The sequence below is a fragment of the Epilithonimonas arachidiradicis genome (genome assembly GCF_003610695.1).
GTDB classification, from domain to species: Bacteria; Bacteroidota; Bacteroidia; order Flavobacteriales; family Weeksellaceae; genus Epilithonimonas; species Epilithonimonas arachidiradicis.
This window is the reverse complement of record NZ_RAQH01000008.1, coordinates 168,777-192,089: the sequence shown is the minus strand read 5'-3', so window position 1 is coordinate 192,089 and position 23,313 is coordinate 168,777. Positions and strand designations below refer to the sequence as shown.

The 23,313-nt window shown below is 35.3% G+C and carries 21 protein-coding genes and 1 tRNA gene; 11 read left to right on the top strand and 11 right to left on the bottom strand.

The window, feature by feature from the left end; translation table 11 throughout:
- The first annotated feature begins 1 nt into the window (after position 1).
- Together dacB and BXY58_RS13365 are read left to right on the top strand one after the other, a co-directional pair.
- Positions 2–1,375 carry a D-alanyl-D-alanine carboxypeptidase/D-alanyl-D-alanine endopeptidase gene (gene dacB / locus BXY58_RS13370; protein WP_120214361.1) on the top strand — a complete coding sequence of 458 codons (1,374 nt, stop codon included), beginning with the start codon at positions 2–4 and terminating at the stop codon, positions 1,373–1,375.
- A gap of 137 nt (positions 1,376–1,512) precedes the next feature.
- A complete protein-coding gene (locus BXY58_RS13365; RefSeq protein WP_120214360.1) occupies positions 1,513–2,004 on the top strand; it encodes a DNA-deoxyinosine glycosylase in 492 nt (163 codons plus the stop codon).
- A gap of 100 nt (positions 2,005–2,104) precedes the next feature.
- Here BXY58_RS13365 and BXY58_RS13360 read toward each other — a convergent pair whose 3' ends face one another.
- Complete coding sequence (locus BXY58_RS13360) at positions 2,105–2,596, bottom strand: hypothetical protein (RefSeq protein WP_120214359.1); 492 nt, start codon at positions 2,594–2,596, stop codon at positions 2,105–2,107.
- Between the two features lie 56 nt (positions 2,597–2,652).
- The gene (locus BXY58_RS13355) at positions 2,653–3,378 is read right to left on the bottom strand and encodes a shikimate dehydrogenase family protein (protein WP_120214358.1); all 726 of its coding nucleotides are present in this window, start codon (positions 3,376–3,378) and stop codon (positions 2,653–2,655) included.
- 127 nt (positions 3,379–3,505) lie between these two features.
- On the opposite strand from BXY58_RS13355, the gene BXY58_RS13350 reads away from it, so the two are divergent.
- On the top strand, positions 3,506–4,339 hold the full coding sequence (locus BXY58_RS13350) for an aldo/keto reductase (RefSeq protein ID WP_120214357.1): 834 nt from the start codon (positions 3,506–3,508) through the stop codon (positions 4,337–4,339).
- A 203-nt stretch (positions 4,340–4,542) separates the two neighbouring features.
- On the opposite strand, the gene BXY58_RS13340 is transcribed toward BXY58_RS13350, so the two are convergent.
- From BXY58_RS13340 to BXY58_RS13325, 4 genes are read right to left on the bottom strand one after another with little or no spacing between them, the layout of a single operon-like run.
- Positions 4,543–4,926: a response regulator gene (locus BXY58_RS13340; RefSeq protein WP_120214355.1), complete on the bottom strand. Its 384-nt coding sequence runs from the start codon at positions 4,924–4,926 to the stop codon at positions 4,543–4,545.
- A gap of 14 nt (positions 4,927–4,940) precedes the next feature.
- Positions 4,941–6,806: a PAS domain-containing sensor histidine kinase gene (locus BXY58_RS13335; protein ID WP_120214354.1), complete on the bottom strand. Its 1,866-nt coding sequence runs from the start codon at positions 6,804–6,806 to the stop codon at positions 4,941–4,943.
- Positions 6,807–6,840: 34 nt separating this feature from the next.
- Positions 6,841–7,158 (bottom strand): Mpo1-like protein, encoded by a 318-nt coding sequence (locus BXY58_RS13330; RefSeq protein ID WP_120214353.1) that lies wholly within the window; start codon positions 7,156–7,158, stop codon positions 6,841–6,843.
- Positions 7,142–8,830 carry an APC family permease gene (locus BXY58_RS13325; protein ID WP_120214352.1) on the bottom strand — a complete coding sequence of 563 codons (1,689 nt, stop codon included), beginning with the start codon at positions 8,828–8,830 and terminating at the stop codon, positions 7,142–7,144. The genes BXY58_RS13330 and BXY58_RS13325 overlap by 17 nt, the downstream gene beginning before the upstream one ends.
- A gap of 197 nt (positions 8,831–9,027) precedes the next feature.
- Here BXY58_RS13325 and BXY58_RS13320 point away from each other — a divergent pair, with 197 nt between their 5' ends.
- The 7 genes from BXY58_RS13320 to BXY58_RS13290 all read left to right on the top strand — a co-directional run bounded on the left by BXY58_RS13320 (position 9,028) and on the right by BXY58_RS13290 (position 17,770).
- Positions 9,028–11,997 carry a tetratricopeptide repeat protein gene (locus BXY58_RS13320; RefSeq protein WP_120214387.1) on the top strand — a complete coding sequence of 990 codons (2,970 nt, stop codon included), beginning with the start codon at positions 9,028–9,030 and terminating at the stop codon, positions 11,995–11,997.
- An 11-nt stretch (positions 11,998–12,008) separates the two neighbouring features.
- Positions 12,009–12,482: a hypothetical protein gene (locus tag BXY58_RS13315; protein WP_120214351.1), complete on the top strand. Its 474-nt coding sequence runs from the start codon at positions 12,009–12,011 to the stop codon at positions 12,480–12,482.
- Between the two features lie 58 nt (positions 12,483–12,540).
- Positions 12,541–14,322: a TonB-dependent receptor gene (locus BXY58_RS13310; protein WP_120214350.1), complete on the top strand. Its 1,782-nt coding sequence runs from the start codon at positions 12,541–12,543 to the stop codon at positions 14,320–14,322.
- Positions 14,323–14,392: 70 nt separating this feature from the next.
- A tRNA-Arg gene (locus tag BXY58_RS13305) sits at positions 14,393–14,466 on the top strand.
- A gap of 305 nt (positions 14,467–14,771) precedes the next feature.
- Positions 14,772–15,335, top strand: a complete 564-nt coding sequence (locus BXY58_RS13300; protein ID WP_120214349.1) for a hypothetical protein — start codon at positions 14,772–14,774, stop codon at positions 15,333–15,335.
- A 6-nt stretch (positions 15,336–15,341) separates the two neighbouring features.
- Complete coding sequence (locus BXY58_RS13295) at positions 15,342–17,465, top strand: cation:proton antiporter (RefSeq protein ID WP_120214348.1); 2,124 nt, start codon at positions 15,342–15,344, stop codon at positions 17,463–17,465.
- Between the two features lie 128 nt (positions 17,466–17,593).
- A complete protein-coding gene (locus BXY58_RS13290; protein ID WP_120214347.1) occupies positions 17,594–17,770 on the top strand; it encodes a histone H1 in 177 nt (58 codons plus the stop codon).
- Positions 17,771–17,860: 90 nt separating this feature from the next.
- On the opposite strand, the gene BXY58_RS13285 is transcribed toward BXY58_RS13290, so the two are convergent.
- From BXY58_RS13285 to BXY58_RS13265, 5 genes are all read right to left on the bottom strand, one after another.
- Positions 17,861–18,925: an NAD(P)H-dependent flavin oxidoreductase gene (locus tag BXY58_RS13285; protein ID WP_120214346.1), complete on the bottom strand. Its 1,065-nt coding sequence runs from the start codon at positions 18,923–18,925 to the stop codon at positions 17,861–17,863.
- 7 nt (positions 18,926–18,932) lie between these two features.
- Positions 18,933–19,379, bottom strand: a complete 447-nt coding sequence (locus BXY58_RS13280; protein WP_170144239.1) for a GyrI-like domain-containing protein — start codon at positions 19,377–19,379, stop codon at positions 18,933–18,935.
- Positions 19,380–19,402: 23 nt separating this feature from the next.
- Positions 19,403–20,071: a DUF2461 domain-containing protein gene (locus BXY58_RS13275; RefSeq protein ID WP_120214344.1), complete on the bottom strand. Its 669-nt coding sequence runs from the start codon at positions 20,069–20,071 to the stop codon at positions 19,403–19,405.
- A 60-nt stretch (positions 20,072–20,131) separates the two neighbouring features.
- Positions 20,132–21,049, bottom strand: coding sequence for a T9SS type A sorting domain-containing protein (locus tag BXY58_RS13270; RefSeq protein WP_120214343.1), 918 nt, complete (start codon positions 21,047–21,049; stop codon positions 20,132–20,134).
- A gap of 92 nt (positions 21,050–21,141) precedes the next feature.
- Positions 21,142–21,876, bottom strand: a complete 735-nt coding sequence (locus tag BXY58_RS13265) for a DNA-formamidopyrimidine glycosylase family protein (RefSeq protein WP_120214342.1) — start codon at positions 21,874–21,876, stop codon at positions 21,142–21,144.
- A gap of 71 nt (positions 21,877–21,947) precedes the next feature.
- Here BXY58_RS13265 and BXY58_RS13260 point away from each other — a divergent pair, with 71 nt between their 5' ends.
- Entirely contained in the window at positions 21,948–23,303 is a 1,356-nt protein-coding gene (locus BXY58_RS13260) for a deoxyguanosinetriphosphate triphosphohydrolase (protein WP_120214341.1), read from the top strand.
- The last annotated feature ends 10 nt before the right edge of the window (positions 23,304–23,313 follow it).

The following is a 23,313-nucleotide window of genomic DNA, read 5'->3' as shown; positions in this document are numbered from 1 at the left end:
AATGAAGTATTTCCTTTTAATTCCATTACTAGTTTCACAAACCTATTTTTCACAATCAGTTTCTGAACAACTGGACAAATCTGTGAAAGAAATGCTGTCAACTTCCAATGCTTTGTCAGCTAATCTTTCGTTCTATGTTTCGGATGAGAACGGGAACTTAGTTTATGAATATAATGGGAATAAAGGACTTTCTACAGCCAGCACACAGAAGATTTTTACTTCTGCGGCGGCTCTGGAAACGTTGGGGAAGAATTATCAATTTAAAACAACCGCTTCCTATTCTGGAAAAATATCTAATGGAACTTTAGATGGTAATTTTTACATTACTTCTAATGGCGACCCGACTTTGGGAACTTGGCGTTGGGAAAATTACAAACCTGAAAACTTCAAACAGCAGTTATTAGAAGCCATCAAGAAATCCGGAATCAAAAAAATATCAGGTAATCTGATTGTAGATGATTCTTATTTCGATTTTCAAAGTACACCAGGTGGTTGGCCCTGGAATGATTTGGGAAACTATTACGGTGCAGGAACTTTTGGGGTAAACTGGAGAGAAAATCAGTTTGATATTAATATTAATGGAAATCAATTCAAAAGTTTTTCTTACGATTTGGAGAATATTAATTGGATTAATGAGCTGAAAACCGGTGGAAGTTCTGACCAAAGTCTGATCTTCACAGCACCACATTCGGAAACTGCAATGATTAATGGAACTCTGCCTGCTGGAAAAGTAACGACAGTTTCCGGAGCGACACCCAATCCACCAATGCAATTAGCTGTAGAAATAAAAAAACTATTAGAGGAAAACGGAATTTCAATCTCTGGAAAAACGACCACTTACTATAATGAAAAGATTGTCGGGAAATCCATTTCAAAAGCACCGAATCAAAATCAAATCTTTGAATATAAATCGCCAACGCTGGACAAAATTGTCTATTGGTTTTTGAGAAAAAGTATCAATCTTTATGGAGAAACGTTCATCAAAACAATGGCAAAAGAAAAACGAAACAATCCGAGTTTTGAAACCGGTGTTGACTTCTTAAAAGACTTTTGGAAATCCAAAGGTATTAATCCTACGATGATCAACTTTGCTGATGGGAGCGGACTTTCGCCACAGAATTATGTTTCGGCAAAAGCCCAAGTTCAGGCTTTGTTATATGCTAAAAAACAAAATTGGTTCGATGCTTTTTATGAAGGTTTCCCCACTCAGAATGGCATCAAAATGAAAAGCGGAACGATCAAAGATAGCAAGTCTTTTGCAGGTTATCAGACTTCCAAAAGCGGTAAGAATTATGTGTTTTCCATTATACTCAATAATTATCAGGGCGGAAGCATTAGTAATGCTCTGTTCAAAATTCTGGATAATCTTAAGTAGAATTTTAACGCAAAGGCACAAAATTTTAATTTTAAATTATATTTTCAAAACACAAAAATTTAACTTCGTTAAATAGAAACTTTGCGACTTTTATTACTAATCAATTAAATGAATTTTGCGACTTTGCGATAAACAAAATGAACAGAATCAATTCTTTTCCACCAATTGTAGATAAAGATTCACAAATTCTGATTCTCGGTTCTGTTCCGGGTGTTAAGTCTTTGGAAATGCAGCAATATTATGCGCATCCACAGAATCAGTTCTGGAAAATCTTGTTTCATCTTTTTGATGAAGCATTTTCATTGGACTATCAAGAAAGAATAGATTTATTGAAAGAAAACAAAATCGCTCTTTGGGATGTTATCGAAAGCTGCGAAAGAAAAGGAAGCCTGGATACGGAAATCAAAAATGAAATTGATAACAATGTTCCTCAACTGATAAAAAATCATCCCAATATCAAAATCATCTTCTGCAACGGACAGAAGTCTTACAAAAACCTTCTGAAGATTCTAGGCAAGAATTTCAAAATCCCGATTAAAGTTTTGCCTTCAACAAGCCCGCTTCATACGGTGAAGTTTGAGGAGAAATTGGAGAGCTGGAAAGTGATTGTTGATCTACTTAAAAAATGATGATATTATTCTATTTTAATAGTAAGAAAATTAAAAAGCAAGAGGAAAGAAAGCTATTTGCTGATTTTTATGATGCTGTTATATAAGACAATCAGAATTTTTAATTTTTAGATATTTCTACTTTTTTAGATAATATTGTATAGATTTTTTTGGTTTCATCGGAAACTGCACTCCAGTTACCAGTAGAATTATATTCACAAATTAACCTTAAGCTTCCTGTATCATAATTTAGGCTTACACTTCCGGAATACTCAGTAGCTATAATGCTTGTAAATTTTGGTTTCGTAACTGACTCATAGATATATTTTGCTAAGCTGTCTCTTTCACCTTTTGTAAAATATATATTTTTCCTTACAATTTTTTCTTCTACTAATTTTCCATCTTCCGGTAAAATTTGAAATACTATATTATTGAGATTTTGTTCGTATTTTGCTGAATCAGAAAATTTTGAAATTATTATTTTTTCAGTGTGGGTCTTAATCTCTAATTTTTCCCATTGATTGATAAAATCAATAGCTTTTGGATCTTGTTTTTTGTCACAAGACAAAATTGTAAAGGCAAGGAGTAATATTGATAATTTAGTATATTCCATTTACATTATATAAGTTTCCTAAAATAATAGATTACTTGTTTATAAACCAAAATTAATCAACTATTCCAAATCTGCCAAGCTTTCTCTGCCTGCTGTTCCAGCATATAAAACCCGTTAAGCGTTGTTGCGCCTTTTTCTGCACAATGTCTAAGAAAAGCAGTTTCAGATGGATTGTAGATCAAATCGATAACATAATGTTTATCGGTAATTGCGTCAAAAGGAAATTTAACAGAATCATCAATATTCGGGAAAGTTCCAACTGGTGTTGTCTGGATAATTAATAATGAATCTTTTACCAAATCTTCAGTCAGGTTTTCAAAATTGATTTCGGACTTTCTGGAAACGGTTTGATGTGCTATGTTGTGTTTATCCAAAATGTATTTCACCGCTTTCGCTGCGCCACCATCGCCGAGAATTAAAGCTTTTTTATGATGGTCTTTCTTATTAATCAGAAGTGTTTTTTCGAATCCAAAAGCATCCGTGTTATAACCGATTTTTTTACCGTTTTGGAAACTTACACAATTGACAGCTCCGATTTGCAAAGCTTCTTCACTGAGTTCATCAAGAAAGGGAATAATCGCTTGTTTGTAAGGAATTGTGACATTCATCCCAATAAGATTCGGATTTTCCAAAAATGGTGAAACGTTTTCGATCTCAGAGATATCAAAGAAGTTGTACGAATGATTGTTTAGAAATAATTTTTTGAATTTTTCCTCAAAATATTTTTTTGAAAATGAGTAAGAAATATTTTTCCCGAGCAATCCGAATTCCTGTTTTTCCATAGTCCAAATTTATGAAATATCATCAATAAACCGGATCATAATTTTTTGATTCTTCTATCAGTTTTATTATTTTAAAATCTCTTTTAGATGGCGTAATTTTGGCTTTCGAAAAATCAAATTTTTTAAAATGAAAAATGTAATATTAAATAACGGAACAGAAATTCCTGAAATTGGTTTTGGAACATGGCAGACGACTGAAAGTGTTCAAAAAACTATAAAGACAGCTTTAAAAGCTGGTTACAGGCATATTGACACTGCCGACATCTACGGGAACGAAGCAGAAATAGGAGAGGCGATTGAAGAATCCGGAATTGCAAGAAAGGATCTATATCTCACTACTAAAATATGGAACAGCAACAGAAGTGCGCAAGGTGTAAAAGCTTCTGTAGAGCAATCTCTGAAAAAACTAAAAACAGATTATCTGGATCTATTGCTGATTCATTGGCCGGCTAATTCGAAGCAATTTGAAAACTGGAAAGAAATCAATGCGGAAACCTGGAAAGCTATGGAAACGTTGTATAAATCCGGTGTCGTGAAAACCATTGGTGTCAGCAATTTTATGCTAACTCAACTGGAGGCTTTGCTGGAAACTGCAGATGTGATTCCGGCTGTTAACCAGATAGAGTTTCACCCCGGTTATGTTCAACAGGAAGTTGTAGATTTTTGTAAAGAAAAAGGAATTGCGATAGAAGCTTGGAGCCCGATTGGTTCCGGAAGATTATTGAAAGATGAAGATTTGAAAAAGATTGCTGATAAGTACAATGTTTCTCCTGCGATTCTTTGTATTCAGTTTTGCCTGCAGTCCGGTGTGATTGTTTTGCCTAAATCTGAAAATCCTGAAAACATCAAAAACAACTTGCATTTTGAACGATTCAAAATTGAGGAGAGTGATATGAAGGCTTTGAAAACTCTGGAAGAAACAGGTTTTTCCGGTCTGAATCCAGAAACAGTTGATTTCTAAATTCCAACATTTAAAGAAAAAGCAGTTTAAAAATTTAAACTGCTTTTTTATTGAGTATTATTTTTCCATAAATTTTATAAAAGTTGAATGGCAGCAGCCCGACCTGAATGAGTTCGTTTTACAAAGAATTGGATGTTGGCATAAAACTGCGCAAACCCTTCGACAAGCTCAGGATAAACTCCAAACGTATTAAGCCGCCTAAATTACTCAGCCGAACTATTGGAATAATATCTTATTTTTTCTACAATCTCACCAAGGTCAAATGGTTTCGGGATAAAATCTATGGCTCCGCTTTCTATCGCAGAGTCTCCCAAACCTCGGCTGGCAGACATAATTACAACTGGGATGTTTTTGAAATCCTGGTGCGCTTTTATCATTTTGCAGATATCTCTCCCGTCTTCTCCGGACAGCCACATATCCATCAGGATGACGTCTGGTTTGGTTGATGTTTCCAAAAGAGAATTGAACATATCGGTTCCTCTTTCATAATTTGAGACTTCAAATCCTTCCATATTCAGCATCAATTTCACTGAATCTAAAATTGCAGGACTGTCGTCTACAACTATAACTTTTTTAGTATTTGGCATTGTAAAATGTAGTATTAATGTGATTTGTGTTTTTTTGGAATCTCGAAACAAAAGTCCGAACCCTTACCTTCAATTGAGTTTACAAAAATCCTGCCACCGCTTCGTTTTATAATCTCAGAAGAGATATAAAGTCCCAACCCAAGTCCCGGAAAGGTGTGTTCCTTGCTTCCGCTGACTCTATAATACTGTTCGAAAACTTTGTTTTTTTTATCCTCAGGAATCCCGATCCCATAGTCCCTCACAGAGAATTGGACACAGCCTTCTTCGGTTAATTTTGTAGTAATCTGGATTTTGTCAGAATCCGGAGAATATTTTATGGCATTGCTAATGAGATTGCTCATCACCTGCGAGATGCGATGTCTGTCGCCATAGATGTCGCCAATATTTTCGGAATCCAGATATATCCTGTGGCTGGTGCTCATCTGTTGTTCTGTAATGATTTCAGCAACCAATTCATCAAAATTAAAATTAGATTTATTAAGAAGGATTTTGCCGTTTTGGATTTTTGTAACGTCTAGCAGATCGTTGACAAGACCAGTCAGCTTATTAATTTGGTCGTCCATTTTCATGGCTACATCTGCATTTTTCTGGTCGTCTTGTTTTCTCAGGTTTTTTTCAAGATATTGAGAATAAAGTTTGAGACTCGTCAATGGCGTTTTCAGTTCGTGGCTGGCGATTCCCAAGAAATTATCTTTCTGCTGCTGGAATTGTTTGAACTCGTTAATATCTGTACAGGTCCCAATCCATTGGATTATCTCGTCATTTATATCTTTAATAGGCACAGCACGACCAAGAAACCATTTGTAAGAATCTTCACTTTGGGTATCTTTGAATTGATATTCTATCTCGTAAGGACTTTTACTTTCCTGACTTCTTCGCCATACCTGCATTGCTCTTTCCACATCATCAGGATGTAAAATCTTATGGGTGGCTGCTTCTCTGCTATCGATACCTTCAAATCCTGTATAATCGTACCATTTTTTGTTATAATAATCGATATTGCCATCCTTGTCCGCTGTCCAGATAATAATTGGTAAACTGTCCGCGAGGTTTTTGTATTTGCCTTCGTTTTCTTCAATCTTCTTTTTGGCTAGAACAAGATCTGTAACATTGGTCGCAAAGTTTAATATAGCATAAACGTTCCCGTTTTCATTGATAAGCGGCTTGTAAGAGAAATTGTAGTAAAATGTTTCAAGTTTACCATCTTTTGCAAGTAGCACTTTATCTTCGGTGGCAGAATAGGTTTTCCCGGTTTCAAAAACATTTCTAAGAATCTCTAAAAATGGCTGACCTTCCAGTTCAGGAATTCCTTCACGGATTGTTTGCCCAATAACAGATTTGTTTTTACCCCAAGCCTCCAGCATTTTATCATTAGCAACTTCAATGATATGGTCTTTTCCGGTGTATAAAGCGATTGCGTAATCGGATTCTTTGATTAGGTTTTCAAATTTATATTCCGTTTCTGCAAGTTTTTTTTCAGCAAGAACTTGGTCTGTAACTTCTGTAGCAACGACACTGATTCCTATAACTTCTGATTCATCATCATTAAAGATCGGTGCATAGATGAAATCAAAAAAGCATTCTTCCGTTTTGCCGTTTCTTACGAGATAGCATTTCTCTTTATAACCTTTGTAAGGATTTCCGGTAGACTTTACATTAGAAAGGATATTCATAAAAGGTTGTCCCTGCAGTTCCGGAATGGCATCAATCAACTTAGAGCCAATAATCTCCGGAGGTTTCCCCCATAGTGTAAGCATTTGAGGATTGGCAACCTGAATGATAAAATCATTACCCATCAACATCGATAGAGCTACGGGAGCCTGCACGAGCAGCAGCGCAAGAGAATCTTGAGAGATATTGGTTTTGATGAAATTCTTCATTGTGAAATAGACAATAAATTTATTACAATAACATTTATTTTGAAAATTTTTGTTTTCCTATTAATAATTCGAAAAATAATCTGAAATCTGATACTAAAGACCAAATCGGGTATTTGAATGTTGCCGGTGTATTCTTTTCAAATACTGCATGACTGAACCAGGCGAACCCATATCCAAAAATAGGGCAATACCATAGAAATCGCTCTTTTCCAGACTGTACAACATAAAAAATAACTGCAAAGACTAATAAAATTCCAAGGAAATGAAACGCTTTAGTTAGCGGTTTACTGTGTTCTGTAAGATAAAATTGATAAAACTCTTTATAGGTTTTAATTCTATTCTGAGGCTGCATTTTTGGTTTGATTTAGTTTGCTGTTTTTGTATCCATAAAGGAAATAAATTATCAAACCTATAGCAAACCATAGTCCAAACCAAAACCAGTTTTCGTGGCTCATTCCGGTTAGTAAATATAGACATGAACTAAGACCAATTAAAGGAATTAATGAAAGATTCTTAACGAAAGCCAGTCCGCACAAAATCAGATTGACAATAATGAAAACAATGATTGCCAAACGGAATTCGCCTTCATTTGGATCGCTGATATTGGTTAAATTGTGGAAAAATTCTGGTTGGTAGAAATAAAAGAATACCAAACCGCCAATGAAAATTAATGGAAAAATCAATCTTCCATTAATATATGGCAGGTGGAATCTGCCCTTGATTTTATCTTTTGGAGGCAACATCAAAACGCCACCACAAACCAATACGAAAGCGAAAATAGTTCCGATACTTGTAAAATCGAGAATAAAAGTTTTATCGGTGAACAGAATTGGAACACCTACCACAATTCCAGTAATAATGGTTGCGAAAGAAGGTACTTTGTTTTTGCTGTGAACTTGCTGGAATTTCTTTGGTAAAAGTCCGTCTCTGGACATTGCCATCCAGATTCTTGGCTGTCCCATCTGGAACACCAAAAGAACGGTTGTAATGGCGACAATCGCTATTAGAGCAACGATGAATTCCATCCAGGGAAGATTGAGATTCGTTTTATCAAAGACAAACGATAGTGGATCACCAATTCCATCGAATTTTCGGTAATCTACTAATCCTGTTAAAGTTAAAGTCAGAATGATATAAATAACAGTACAAAGTCCTAAAGAAATCAACATTCCTTTTGGAAGGTCTTTCTGAGGATTTTTGGTTTCTTCTGATAAAACAGAGATCGCATCAAAACCAATATAAGCAAAGAAAACACCAGAAACAGCAGACATTACACCCGCAAATCCGTTCGGCATAAAAGAAGGTTCGGAAGTTACAGAACTTGTTGGAAACCAGTTTCCAGTATTCACATAAGCGACACCAACTGCGATGACAAGAAGAATCACAAACAACTTCAGAATCACAAAAAAGTTATTGAAGTTTTTACTTTCCTTGATTCCTTGATAGCAAAGCCAAGTAATCAATCCATTGATTACCAAAGCGGGAATATCAACAATGATTCTTAAATCTCCTATAATAGGAGCCGATTTCCAGGCATTAATCAATTCAGCATTATTCGAATTATTGAGAACAGCTTTTTTAGCTTCGGTGTAACTACAAGTAAAATAATCCGGAATATGAACCCCGATTCTGCCCATAAAACTGGTGAAATAATCGGACCAGGAAAAAGCAACATAGATATTTCCAAAAGAATATTCCATAATCAAAGCCCAGCCAATAACCCAGGCAATCAATTCCCCAAAACTGGCGTAAGCATAGGTGTAAGCACTTCCTGCAGTTGGAATTCGGCTGGCAAATTCAGCATAACAAAGAGCAGTAAAAGCGCAGGCAAAACCACAAATCAGATATAAAACAATTACGCCCGGACCGCCACGGAAGATAGCTTCTCCTAAACTGCTAAAACTTCCTGCACCAATGATGGCAGCAATACCAAAAAATACAATATCCCAAGTGCCTAAAACGCGATTCAGTTGCCCGTTATCAGTATTTTCTGCGTAGTGTTTTCTTCTGAAAAGTGAACTCATATTAGGTTAAAAATTTATGAAAGAAACAAATGTAATAAAATTTTGATGTTTTTAACATTTTATTAATCAATAAAACTATTTCTGAAAACAAAAAGTGCTTTTAAAATTCCGTCAAATAATATCTTTTGCCTATTTTCGTTGAAAAAGGAACAAACTTTGTTGAAGCTGTGGCTTTGGCAATAATTTTGAAAATCTATATGAATTCAAAAAAAGTAATACTGGCTTCGATGTTATCACTTTACGGGATTTCTGAGGCGCAACAATCTCAATATTTTACTCAAAAAGAAGACTATCATTTTGGTCTTGCAGAGAATCTCTACAATACCAAAGTTTATAACGCTTCCCAATACGAATATTCCAACCAATATTTTTACAACAAAAGCTTAAGCCAGTCCAGAAAGGAAGCAACATTGTTTTTCAGCAATGTGATTGGCGTGATTTTGCAGCAGCAATATGCGGAAGAAGGACTGAATGCTTTTATGAAAGAATATCCAAAATCAGCGTATTTTGCTCAGGCGAATGGACCTTTGGCAGATTATTATTTGGCTAAAAAAGATTTTGAAAAAGCCTTGGAAACTTTGCAGAAAGTCAATCAATACCAGCTGAGCAAAGAGGAAAATACGCAGCATATTATGAAATTGGGTTATGCTAAGTTTATGACAGGAGATTCTGCGGGAGCAATCGAAGCTTTGGAAGAATCTTTTAAAAATGCTGATGAAAATAGCAAGCCCGCAATTTCTTATATGTTGGGACATCTTTATTATGCTGACAAGCAAAATGAAAATGCTTTCGTTTACTTCGACCAAATCAAAAATAATGAGGAATATGCACATTTGGTGAAACCTTATTATGTGCAGATGTACTACAATCAGAAGAATTATGATCTGGCAATCTCCGAAGGGAATGACATCCTGAACAACGGGAAAACAACAGCTTACGATACGGAAATTCACAAAATAGTAGGAGAAAGCTACTTTATGAAAGGTGATTACCAGTCGGCTTATCCACACTTGAAATTGTTCCTTGATAAAGAACAAACGCCGTCAGAAACCGACCTTTACGAAATGGGGTTTGTTTCTTCTCAAGTGGGTAAAAATGCCGAAGCAGTAGGGTATTACAATCAATTAATTAACAGCAATTCTCCGCTGGCTCAAAACGCTTATTACCAACTCGGGAATGCTTATCTGCAAAATAATCAAAAACAAGAAGCGCTTTCTGCTTATCGTAATGCGTCCCAGATGAATTATGATGCTAAAGTTCAGCAACTGGCTTTGGAACAATATGCAAAATTGAGTTATGAATTAGGAAATCCATTTGAGAACTCCTCAAAAGTAATTCAGAGATATTTGGATAAATATCCGAATTCTAAATCTCAGGAAATGAGGTCGCTTTTGGTTAAATCTTATTTGTATTCCGGAGATTATAAAGCAACTCTGGATGCCCTTTCGAAACTTGACCAGAAAACGAATGAGACTAAAAAAATAGAGCAGGAGGTTTCTTATCTTTTAGGTTCTGAGGAATTCAATAAAGGGAATTTTGATGCTGCCGAAACGTACTTTAAAAGAAGTCTTCAATTCAATCTCAATAAAGATTTTTATAAAAAAGCGCAGTATTGGTTAGGACAGACTTACTATCAGAAAGGTGATTATAAATCTGCGATTGCAACTTACACCAAACTTGAAAACGAAACTGCAGAAGGTTTTCCGGAGAGAGAACAATTGGACTATGACTTAGGTTATGCTTATTTCAAGTCTAAGGATTTTGCGCAGGCCCAGGAATATTTTAAGGAATATCTGAGATTCCCGAAACAGGAATTCAAAGCGGATGCAGAATTGCGTTTGGCTGATACATATTACGCAAACAATCAGTTGAATGAAGCTTTGGAAATTTATAATAAAACCGAAAATGCCAGCGATTATACGTTGTATCAAAAAGCTCTGGCTTTAGGTTTCAAAGGCGATACGGTTGCAAAGATTTCTGAACTGAAAACCTTGATTTCAAAATATCCTAATTCGGAATATGTGGATGATGCGAACTATGAAATTGCTTCGGCTTATGCTCAGAATGATGATTTCACTCAATCTAATGCTTACTTTGATAAAGTCATAAAATCCAGTCCTGATAAGGATTTGGTAGCGAATTCCCAAATTTACAGGGCTCAGAATCTGATTGACCTGAATCAGAATGAAAATGCGATTTCGGAATTCAGGCAATTAGCGAATCAATATAAAAACACTGCTTATGCGGACAAAATTGTTGCTGCTGCAAAACCTGCTTTTGTGAAAAACGGTGATGTTGCAGGTTACGAACAATTTGCAAAAGGTCTCAATGTGAATGTTTCTGGAACAGAAATCAGTGAAATCAATCTTAATCTTGCACAGGATAGTTTCTCGAAAAAAGATTATGCAAAAGCGGTTTCTTACTACGAAAAATATCTGGACCAAAGTCCAAGCGGTGACAATCTTTTCAAAGCGCAGTATGAGCTGGGCGAAAGTTATTATCAATTAAAACAAACGGATAAAGCGTTGCTCCCTTTACAAAATGTTGCTGATTTCCAAAACGATTATCAGCAGGAAGCTCAGGTGAGATTGGCTCAGATTTATTTAGCTCAGGATAAAATTGCTGATGCGAAAAAGTATCTGGAACAGAATGCTAATTCTACCAATGTTACGATTAAAAACTTCGCTTCGGTAGAATTGATGAAAATCTATGCGGACGAAAAGAACTTTGCTGAAGCTGAAAAATATGCGAATGCTGTGATTGCTAATTCGAAAAATTCAGCAGCAACTCTGGAACAGGCGAAAGTCATCAAAGCAAGAAGCCTGATGCAGCAAGGAAAAGATAAAGATGCGCAAACGGCTTATACCACTTTGGAAAAATCTTCTAATACGGAAGTGGCGGCAGAAGCTTTATACGCCAAAGCATTTTACCAGAACAAAGCAAAAGCTTTCAAATCGTCGAATGAAACCATTTTCAAGTTAGCTAACAATTATGCTTCGGAAGAATATTGGGGCGCAAAGGCTTTAGTCCTGATGGCGAAAAATTATCTGGCGCTGAAAGATAATTACCAGGCAAGTTATACGGTGGATGAAATCATTAACAACTATGGTGATTTCCCGGAAATTGTGGCTGAAGCGAAGGAAGTGAAAATGCAAATCAAGAAGTAATTTGATTTTAAATGAACAAAGTATTTTTTCTGATTTTGATTACGCTTTTATTTGTGAGTTGTGTACCTTCTTATAGAATATCTTATAAAATTTATAAAGAAACAAAACCAAGTACAAATAGGGTAAAAGCTTTTGTAATAAATAAAGAATTAAAAAAAGAATATAAAATTTTAGAAAAATCACAGATTTATGAACTAGTAGAGGATGATAGCTATCAAGTAAAAATAAAACTTGATTCTATGAAAACAACATTAGTTTGCGGGAATGGAATGGCCGGTAGTATGCTAACTTTTGGATTGTTACCATCATCTTTACCAGATGAATATTATTATGGATTTCAGGAAATTGGTGATGAAAATAAAAAGTTCGAATTCAATTTACAAGTAATACAAAGTTTATGGCTATTTAATATGTTTTATCCAAAAGGGTTTTCAAAACAAGCAGGAAAAGCGCTGTTAGCTTCATATCAAGAAAGGAATAAATAAATATTTTGATGAAGGATTGAATTCATTTTTAAATCCTTTAATCTTTAAATAAATTTAAATGAACAAACTAAAATATATCGCCGTTTTGGCATTTTTGGGAACAGTCGGTATCTCGGAATTAGGAGCTCAAATCAAAGAAGAGCAATTGATTCTTAATAGAAAACGTGAGCCGGAAGTCAAGAAAATCGAGAAGAAGAAAACCTCTGTTGTTCAGGAAAAAAACTATCCGCCGGATAACAAGAAAAAGGAAGATTCTCTTAATCTTAAATATGATATCGTGAATGTTCCACCAGTTTCGGACTTCAAAACAACCGAAATCCAGGGCGAAGATATTTCTCCGAAATTCTCCAATAATTATCAATCCAATTATTTCAGATTAGGCTATGGGAATTATGGGAAATTTTTGGCAGATGCTAATGTTTCGGGAAAAGTGCAGGACAATGTGGAAGTAGGAGCGGATTTACATTATCTTTCTACAAGCGGCCTGAAAAAAGTTTACGATTGGGATTCTAAGCAGAATGAAGCAAAAATCGGTGGTTTTGCCAATATTTACACTGAAAAAGGAAAGTTTAATATTGATGCCAATTATGCTTTCAACAATTACAATTATTACGGGATTTATGCATTGACGCCTTCAAATAATGATGTCGATTTGCAACAAAAAGTGAATAAATTCAGTGTGAATGGTTATTACGACCATTACTCCAATGAAATTCTGAATAACGTTCGTGTGAAATCGTATTTCTTAAGCGACCATTTCGGAGCGAGTGAAAACTATGCGAATTTGGATGTTAATTTGTCAAAGCACGATTTTTCTGTTTATGACGATATTACAGCGAATGGAGATTTGGGAATCAATCTGGAAACGGTTAATTCCAAATTTGATATCCTGAATAAGAATACAAATAATCAGTTCAATTTTACATTGTCGCCAAAAGTGACTTTCTATAAAGGCGATTCTTATTTGTTAATTGGTTCTGATTTCAGTTTCCTTAATTCTAAAAATTCCAGCAATGTAACAGGAGAATCAAAGAATAATAAATTCTACTGGTTTCCTAAAGCAGAGGTTTTGGTTGCAGCTGCGGATGAATTCAAGTTTTATGGAGGAATTGATGGCGGTTTGAAACTCAATACTTACGGGAATCTTCTGGACGAAAATCCTTTCTTGATTTCTGATTTGACTTTAACTCCAACTGAGACCAAATACCATTTTTATTTCGGTTTGAAAGGTGATGTTGACCAGACTTTCAAATATGATGTTAATGCAGGATTCAGCAAAGTGAATAACGCTCAGTTTTTCTATAATAATAATTTGTTTGATAATACTATTAGCGCAGACAGGCACGGTTATGATTATGCAAATACTTTCAGTTCAATCTATGATAACGGAACTCTGATGGAAGTAAAAGGAGATTTGCAGGCTTTCCCAATAGAAAATCTGACTGTTGATGCTGGTTTACATTTTATGAAATATAAACTGGACAATCTGGAAGAAGTATATTATAAACCATTATTTCAATTCAATCTTGGTGCAAAATATACGATGCTGGAGAAAAAACTGAATCTCGGTTTCAAAGCTTATTTCGTAACGGACAGAACGTCAAATTCTTATTCCGTCGCTCAAAGTGGTTTTAATCCTGACCAGTATATATCTGTTGAAAATACAAATGAAAAAGTTGGTGGGTTTGCAGATTTAAACTTATCCGCAGAGTACAAAATTCACAAAAATTTCAGTATTTTCGCACTCGGAAATAATCTACTGAACGCCAAATATCAGAATTATCTGGGTTACAAAGTTTTAGGAGCACAGTTTATGGGAGGTGTGAAAATTATTTTTTAGAGTTGGAGAGTATGAGAATTGTAGAGTTTGAGAGATTTGTGATCAGCCTCAAAACACTCAAACACAAAATGGCTCCGTAGTTCAACTGGATAGAATATTGGATTTCGGCTCCAACGGTTGGGGGTTCGAATCCCTCCGGGGTCACACAAAACGGAATTAACTTAATGTTGATTCCGTTTTTATTTTCCGACGGTCAATCAAAATATATAAATATATTTTCGTATTTTAACCACGGTTAGTTTTTTAGAGATCATCCTGTCATTTGGTCACGAGTCAATTTTTAGGGACTGGCGCATTGTTTGTAGCGAAAAATATAAAGGACAAATCCAGAGGTCTTTATAATTTTGAAGATATACTGCGACCTTATTTTTTCAAGGAAACTGAAAGTGCTCTTTCTTAAAATACCATTTTAAAGCAATTCTCCTTATATTTTAGATTAATAAACGCTTATGAGATATTTTATACTATTATTAAGTTTTATGCTATGCCTTAGCTGCGATGATAAAGATAAGGCAAAGGAACTCGCAGAAAGAGAGCAGCAGCTTTTGGATAAAGAAAAATCTTTTGCACTTAAAGAATCCGAATATCAATCTCTTCTGAAAATGAGAGACAGTATCTTTGCAAAACCCGTTACAGATTCTATACAGATTATTGCCCAATGGCCAGATGATATCATTGGTTCGTGGACCGGAAAAGTCATCTGTACCGAGTCCAATTGCAGCGATTATGTAGTTGGTGATCAAAGGACAGATATTTGGGAATTTGACAGCGATTCTACTCAATTATTTACCAAAATTATCAACAATAATAACTTGGTCAGGCTCTACAACGGTAAGATTGAAAACAATGAGGTCAGACTTAATTTCAAAACAGATTCAACCGCCAAAAAGAAGGTTGATATGAATGTTTTGCTGAATGATTTCTCTCCTAATAAAATGAGAGGAACCAGAACGATAACCGTTGATAATTGTACTGCCAGGTTCTCTGTAGAGCTTGTTCGCACTAAAAAATAAACACATATGATTTTACTGAGTATTCATAATCTGGAACTTCCTATCGAAGATCCGGTTCTCAAGTTCCTGTTGGTGCTGATCATTATTCTTGCTGCGCCGCTTTTGTTAAACAAAATCAAAGTACCACACCTTTTGGGACTTATTATCGCTGGTGCGGTCATTGGTCCGAACGGTTTCAATGTTCTGGCAAGGGACAGCAGTATTGTGGTCACCGGGACAACAGGATTGCTCTATATTATGTTTCTGGCAGGTCTGGAAATTGATATGGGTGATTTCAAGAGAAACAAATGGAAGAGTTTGACATTTGGTATCTACACCTTTGTTGTTCCTTTTGTTTTGGGCTATCTGGGCGCCTATTATATTCTGGATTTTTCGATATTAACATCGGTACTTTTTGCCAGCCTTTTCTCTTCCCATACCCTCATTGCCTATCCGCTGGTAAGTAAAATGGGAATTGCCAAAAATCTAGCTGTGAATATTACGGTTGGTGGTACGATGATTACGGATGTACTCGCATTATTGGTTTTAGCGATTATTGTTGGGATGTCACAAGGCGATGTCGGAACCGAATTCTGGGTTAGATTGTCTTTATCATTCATTATTTTCGGACTAATTGTTTTGGTGGTGTTTCCGATTATTGGAAGATGGTTTTTCAAAAAAGTTGAGGATAAGATATCACAGTATATTTTTGTCTTAGTGATGATTTACCTTGCGGCTTTGTTGGCTGAGCTAGCCGGAGTAGAAGCGATTATCGGAGCTTTCTTTGCCGGTTTGGCTTTGAACAGATTGATTCCGCACACCTCTTCTTTGATGAACAGAGTTGAGTTTGTAGGAAATGCGATTTTTATTCCGTTTTTCCTGATTAGTGTTGGGATGCTTATCGATTTCAAAGTCTTTTTCAAAAGCTGGGAAACACTGGAAGTTGCGGGAATTATGCTGGTAGCATCTATTGGTGGAAAATATCTTTCTGCCATTGCGACACAGAAAACTTTCAGGCTTTCAAAAGAAGAGGGCAAATTGATTTTCGGATTAAGTTCGGCTTCGGCGGCGGCAACATTAGCTTCTGTAATGGTAGGTTATAACATCATCCTTTCCGAAACCGAAACTGGAGAACCCATAAGACTATTAAACGAACACGTCTTGAATGGAAGTATTTTATTAATTCTGATTTCGTGTACCATTTCATCTTTTATTTCGATGTCCAATGCACAGCAGATTGCGGATAAAGATAACGAGGAAACCGTTTCAGGAAACAGCCACGAGCAGGAGAATATCTTATTGGCTCTTAACTACGAAGCGACAGTTGACAGAATGGTCAATCTTGGGATCCTGATCAAAGCGCATTCTAACACAGAACATTTGTTTGGGCTTAATATTATTAATGAAGATAAAAATGAATCTTCTGTCAAAAATGCAGAGAAACTTTTGCACCACGCGACAACTGCGGCTGCGGCAGCCGATGTTAAACTACAATCGCTAAAACGTTATGATAATGATGTGATCAACGGAATCAAGAACGTTATAAAGGAACAGAATATCACGGATTTGATTATTGGATTAGATGAGGACAAAGGATTCACGCCATCTTTTGCTTATAATTTGTATAATGGTTATCTGCAGAATGATAATGTCAATACACTTATTTATCATACTGCTCAGCCTTTATCGACAATTAAAAAATACGCCGTGATGATTCCGGAAAATGCACAGAAAGAAGCCGGATTTTTCCACGCTTTGCTTAGGGTTTGGAATATTGCCCGCAATTCCGGTGCTACAATGACTTTTTATGCACCGGAGAGAATTCTGGAAATCCTGAAACGTATCAGTAAAAAAGCAACCATTGAAGCGGAGTTTATTGCAACAAAATCGTGGAAAGATGGCGAGACAATCGCTTCGCAACTGAAGCTGGATGAAGCAATCATTATAATGATGGCAAAAAGAGGAATGAAATCTTACATCCCCCAAATGAGGCTGATTCCGGAACTTCTGAATAAATATGTGAATGACAAAAATTACTTATTAGTCTTTCCTTTTTCAGAATTTGATAACAGCAGTCTGGAGAAACGTTCCGTCGGAAATCACGACGATTTTATGGAAATTGGTAATGTTATCAAGAAGATTTTCGGATAAAATAGGTAAGCGATTATTTTGACAAAGAAAAAATTATGATTTCCACCGCAAAAAGTGCTCAGAACATATTGCTGATTGATCTAAACTGCTATATTTGCACTTCAATTTAATTTTTATATACTTAGACTATGAAAGAACTAATCGAAAAGATTAATGCTGAATTTGAATCTTTCAGCAAAGAGGCAGAACAACAAGCTGAAAAAGGAAACAAGGCAGCTGGAACAAGAGCAAGAAAATCAGCTTTAGAATTAAGCAAATTGTTCAAAGACTTCCGTAAAGTTTCTGTTGAAGAATCTAAGAAGTAATAACTTCTCACACAAAAATCCTTGTTGTACAAACAAGGATTTTTTAATTGATTTAACTTTTTAAGGCAATTCTATTTTTTTTTGTTTTAGTCAGTTATTTTTTTCGACTTCTTTAATCAGATTTTTTAAAATAACAGCCGTAGATTCTTCACTGAACTCACTAATCGATTGTCCTGTCCAAAGATTGACAAATTCTGAATTATTCTGAATCCTCGCAGCTTTACGAAGTTCGCCGGTTAATTTATTCTGATAAGGATAGGGAAGTACGAAATCCGAATTTTCAACAGCTTCTATGAAAGTATTTCTGATGCCTCTTGCGTATCTTCCGGAAAAGCTTTTGGTTAACGTGATTTCATCTTCTTTCAGATTTCTTAATCGTTGTTTTTCAAAATCTTTCAAAGCGCTTTCTTCTGAATTCAATAACAAACTTCCGATTTGAAATCCATCCGCACCCAGCGTTTTTGCAGCCAAAAGTGTTCTTGTATTATAAATTCCGCCAGCATAGATTATCGGAGATTTTACAGAGTCGCGGACTTGCGATAGAAGTGAAAAACCTCCAATCTGAGGGATATTTGCATTCGTAAAACTTCCTCTGTGTCCGCCAGCTTCAATGCCCTGAACGCAAATAATATCAATTTCTGTTTTTTCTAAAATCAAAGCTTCTTTTACAGAAGTACAAGTTCCGATAAGGATTGTTCCGTTACTTTTTAATTTCTCAATGCTTTGCTGATCCAGATTTCCAAACGTGAAACTGACCATTTTGCAGTTTTCAGAAATGATCACATCAACTTGCTCGTGATAAGAATTAACTTTGATTTCATCAATCCCAGGAAGATTGACTTCAATTTGATTTTCTCGGGCTAATTTTTCTAAGGAACATTTTGTTTTAGAATATTTATCGATTAATTCTTGTGTGATTTCCGGAATCTCGTGAACAAAAATATTGACAGCAAAAGCTTTGTTCGTCAGTTGCTTTGTCTTCTTAATTAATTCTAAACATTGCTCTGCATCTAAATCTGCTAAAGCCAAAGAACCTAAACAATCTGCATTTGAAGCTGCGGCAACCATCTCCGGAGTGGTGACGCCAAACATTGGCGCTTGAATGATAGGATAGGAGATGTTTAGTTTTTGCGTTATAGTATTATTCCAGGTCATTTGCAATTTAATTTACAGAAATAAAAATGTCAATTTCTGCATTCTCCCAATCCTGGCTTCTTTCATCATAAATTTCAAAATCATAACCAAATTTTCTGGGAAGGTCAGAACTCCATATCCTTTCCCAAGCATCAGAGATGCATCCTGTCATTTGTCCTTTTGCAAGTTCCTGATGGTAATTTTGTTCAGGAATTATAATCTCATCAAGATCTTCTGGGGTTGTGGTATCTTTTTTAACTTTTTGCCCGATAAAGTAAGAAAATAATCCATTCTCATCACTTTCATAATCGTAATAAACAGCATATAGGGCATCTGATGTTTTATTGGGAATACGTTGAGATATTTTACTGTCCTCGAAATTTTGCCATAATTTGCCACAATCTATTCCCGATTGTCCGTTTTCATTTTTAGTTTTTCCTTTGAGTTTTACTCCTACTAATTTAAATTCTTCCATAACAACTATTATTATAAAATTTTTTAATTGTTAATCGCTTCATTCAAAAAGTGATTAAAAGGATAGATCTCTTTAAAAACTTTAACCGTATTCTTAACAAAGTCTCCATCCAAAATAGCTTCATCAGAAAGCTGATGAAAAACAGTGTATTGCTTAAATTTGAGATAATCGCCCATTGGATTTTCTTTATCAAATCCTTGCGGCACTTTTACCAGTTTATCGCCACGTAATTCCAGATGATCTTTGAAGGATTTTTTGTTGAGGATTTTCAGAAAATCTTCGCCTTGGGAACTGATTTTTTCGCGAATGGCTTTCAGATTTTTTGATTCGGTCATATAAACGCCGCCGGCTAGAAAAGATTTGCTTGGTTCCAAATGGACATAATAACCTGCGTGATTCAAAGTTTTTGGACCTTTTTCCACCAAAGAAGCTCCGATATTGGTTTTGTAGGGCGTTTTATCTTTAGAAAATCTGGTGTCTTTGTAAATTCTGAAGATGCAATTCTTAGCTTCCAGTCGTTCCACACTTTTATCGAATTCTGAAACACCGGAAATAATTTCATTCACCACATTTTCAACATTCTCTTTGGCCTGTAGGTAAAGCTGCTTGTTCTCATTAAACCATTCTCGGTTATTATTGATTTCCAGTGTGGAAAGAAAGTTAAGCGTTTCCGGATTGATAACATTTTTCATCAGTATAAGATATTGTATAAAATTAAATAAAAAATCCTGCGCTGTGGCAGGATTTTCAATTTATTGTTTGATGAATTTGGAATTGTAAGTTTTGTTTTTATCCGTTTTTACGTCAATCATATAAACGCCTTTTGATAGACTTTCCACATTAATTTCAGTTTGCTTAGAAACTGTTTTCAGTTTTTGTCCGGCAACATTATAGATGTTGATTTCGCTGATGCTTTCGTTGTCAGATAGATTGATTTTCAAAATGTCTTTGACAGGATTTGGGTATAATTTCATGTTGCCTTTCTTCACATCATTAACCGCCATTACTTCATCATTGATTTTGATATTGTCTATGTAAGCACCACCAGAAAAATTGTCATGCAATAGATTAATTCCTGTAATATTGGTTTTGGAGAAGTTCGGTATTGTATGAACCAAAGCACCATCAACATAGAATTTGATTTCATTTTCAGAAGTGACAGATTTCAGTTTGTACCATCTGTTGGCTTCCCAGTTGAAGTTGGTACTTTCGTATTGATAATCTTCATTTTTCACAACTTCCAAAACACCTAAAGAATTAAAAGCGAAAATAGCAACAGGCATGTATTCGTCTGTGTCAACAATTCCAAAAGTTCCAAAATCAAAATTAGAAGCTTCTTTTTCTGTTATAAAAACATCCATTTCTACAGTAGTATTCTTGTAATCGTACGCATTGTCAAACAATTTTGCAGCACCAAAGATGGGGAAGAAAAGAAAGTTTTCGTCCAAGTCAACATCTATTTTTATGGACTGAGTTCCTTCTGAAGCTTTTTCTGTAGTTATGACTTGATTTTTTATTGGCTCATCATCACTGTTAAGTGTAACTTCCCAACCATTTTGTCCATTGATATCTCCAGCAGTATAACCTTCTGAAGCTTCAAAAGAAATGGTTTGTTGCGCAAAAGCAAATGATGAAAATAATGATAGAATTAATAAGTATTTATTTTTCATAAACTAAATTTTGCCAATGATAAGCAAAATTAAATTCAAATCAAATCCATAAAAGCCTTTTAATTCTAAGTTTTCGCTAAAAAGAACAGATTTTAGTATAATTTTTGGTCAGTTTCGCAATAGAAACTTCTCCGTTTGGACTTGCCTGTGATTTTACTTGTCAAAGGTTTTCCGCATTTCGGACAATTCTTTTGGTGATGTGCTTTCCAATGTTTTTTCAAAGTGAACTCTCGCTTCCATTTTAGAAAATCGAAGCTGTAATTCCTGGATTCTTTGATTAGCTCATTTATTTTTTTTGCAGGAAGATTTCCAATCAGGCTTTCCGGCTGAACAGCTATCCTGAAAAGAACTTCATTCTTAATGATATTACCAACACCTGAGAAAATATCCTGATTCATCAGCGCATCACAAACCATCATTTCCGGATTAGATTTTAATTTGGATTTGACTTTTTCAGGATTCCATTGGTCACTCATTACATCAGCTTCCCAATCAATCGTTTCCAGAAAATCATTAGATAAAAGTTTGACAGAGCAAGTAAAGAAAAGCATTTTTCCGTTTTTGAAACTCAATCCCAGACGAAGATTTTTGTCCGGTTTTGTTTGTTCGTCAATTTCATAAGAGCCAAACATCAAAAGATGAATTCTGATATTAATCTCGTCAAAAATCAAATAGGTTTGTTTACCATAAAGTCTGATTTCTTTCAAAGTTTTACCAACAAGAATGTCTTTGTCAATCTTTGCATTTCCGACAGCAGTAGTCACTTTTTCTCCAACAAATTTGTCGAGATCTTCTTTCATCAAAACTATGGATGGACCTTCTGGCATAACAACTTTTTTTAGGAAAAATCAAATATTATTCCTTTAAAAATAAAATATCCCTTATTTTTGAATCCATTATGGATTTGAATTCAATTTTTACCAATCAACGCACAGGAAATAATCCGCATACCAAAGCTTCCAGAACCGATTTTCAGAGGGATTTTGACAGAATCATTTTCTCATCGGCATTCAGAAGATTGCAGAATAAAACTCAGGTTTTTCCACTCCCAGGAAGTGTTTTTGTACATAATCGCTTGACGCATTCTTTGGAAGTTTCGTCTGTTGGTCGTAGTTTGGGAAGCGTTGTGGGAGAATTTATTCAAGATAATTATACTAATGATCTTAACGAAGAATCCAAGAGTTTTTATCTTCATAATCTTGGAAATGTTATTGCTGCAGCTTGTCTTTGTCACGATGTTGGGAATCCTGCTTTTGGACATTCCGGAGAAGATGCGATTGCCAGTTATTTTGACAGGAATGAAAGCGATTTGAAATCGAAATTCAATGAAAAGGAGTGGGCGGATCTGGTTAATTTTGAAGGAAACGCGAATGCAATTCGGGTTTTAGCACAGCAGCAACAAGGAAAAGATGCAGGCGGAATCCAACTGACTTTTGCGACTTTGGCAAGTATTGCAAAATATCCTTGTGAAGCGATTGCCAAAAAGAAAGGCTTTATCCATCGTAAAAAATTTGGGTTTTTCCAGAATGAGAAAGACATTTTCTTGGAGATTGCAAAAGGAACTGCGATGATCCAGGAAAATGAAGATCCTTATATTTTCAAGAGACATCCGTTTGTTTGGTTGGTAGAAGCGGCAGATGATATTTGTTACAATATCATCGATATGGAAGATGCGCACAGGTTGGGAATTGTTTCGACAGCAGATTGTAAAAATCTCTTTTTCGAATTGGTAAAATCTGAAACCGATGATATCAATAGAGTAGAGCAAAAATTGAATTCTATCAGTAATGAGAATGAGCAAATTTCTTATCTGAGAGCTAAGGTTATTAATGCTTTGATCAATAAATCCGTGGAGCTTTATAAAAGTAATTTCAATACAATTCTGGAAGGGAATCTGGATAAAGGTCTTTTGGATATTTATAAATCGGAAAATAAAACGCTGCAGGATATTGAAACTTTCTCTATTGAAAAAATTTATAATCACAAAGCCGTTGTGGAAATAGAAAATGCTGGTTACAACGTAATGTACGAGTTGCTAGATCATTTTATTCCATCCATTTTGAAATCTGCTAATGAAAGAAAATCTTATGATAAAAAAGCCCTGAAGCTTCTTCCAAAACAATTTTTTTATGAAGATGGAACCGATTATCAGAAAGTGCTTGGTGTCATTGATTTCGTTTCCGGAATGACGGATAATTTCGCCACCGACCTTTATAGAAAAATCAAAGGAATTGATATTGGAATGACGATGTAGATGAGATTTT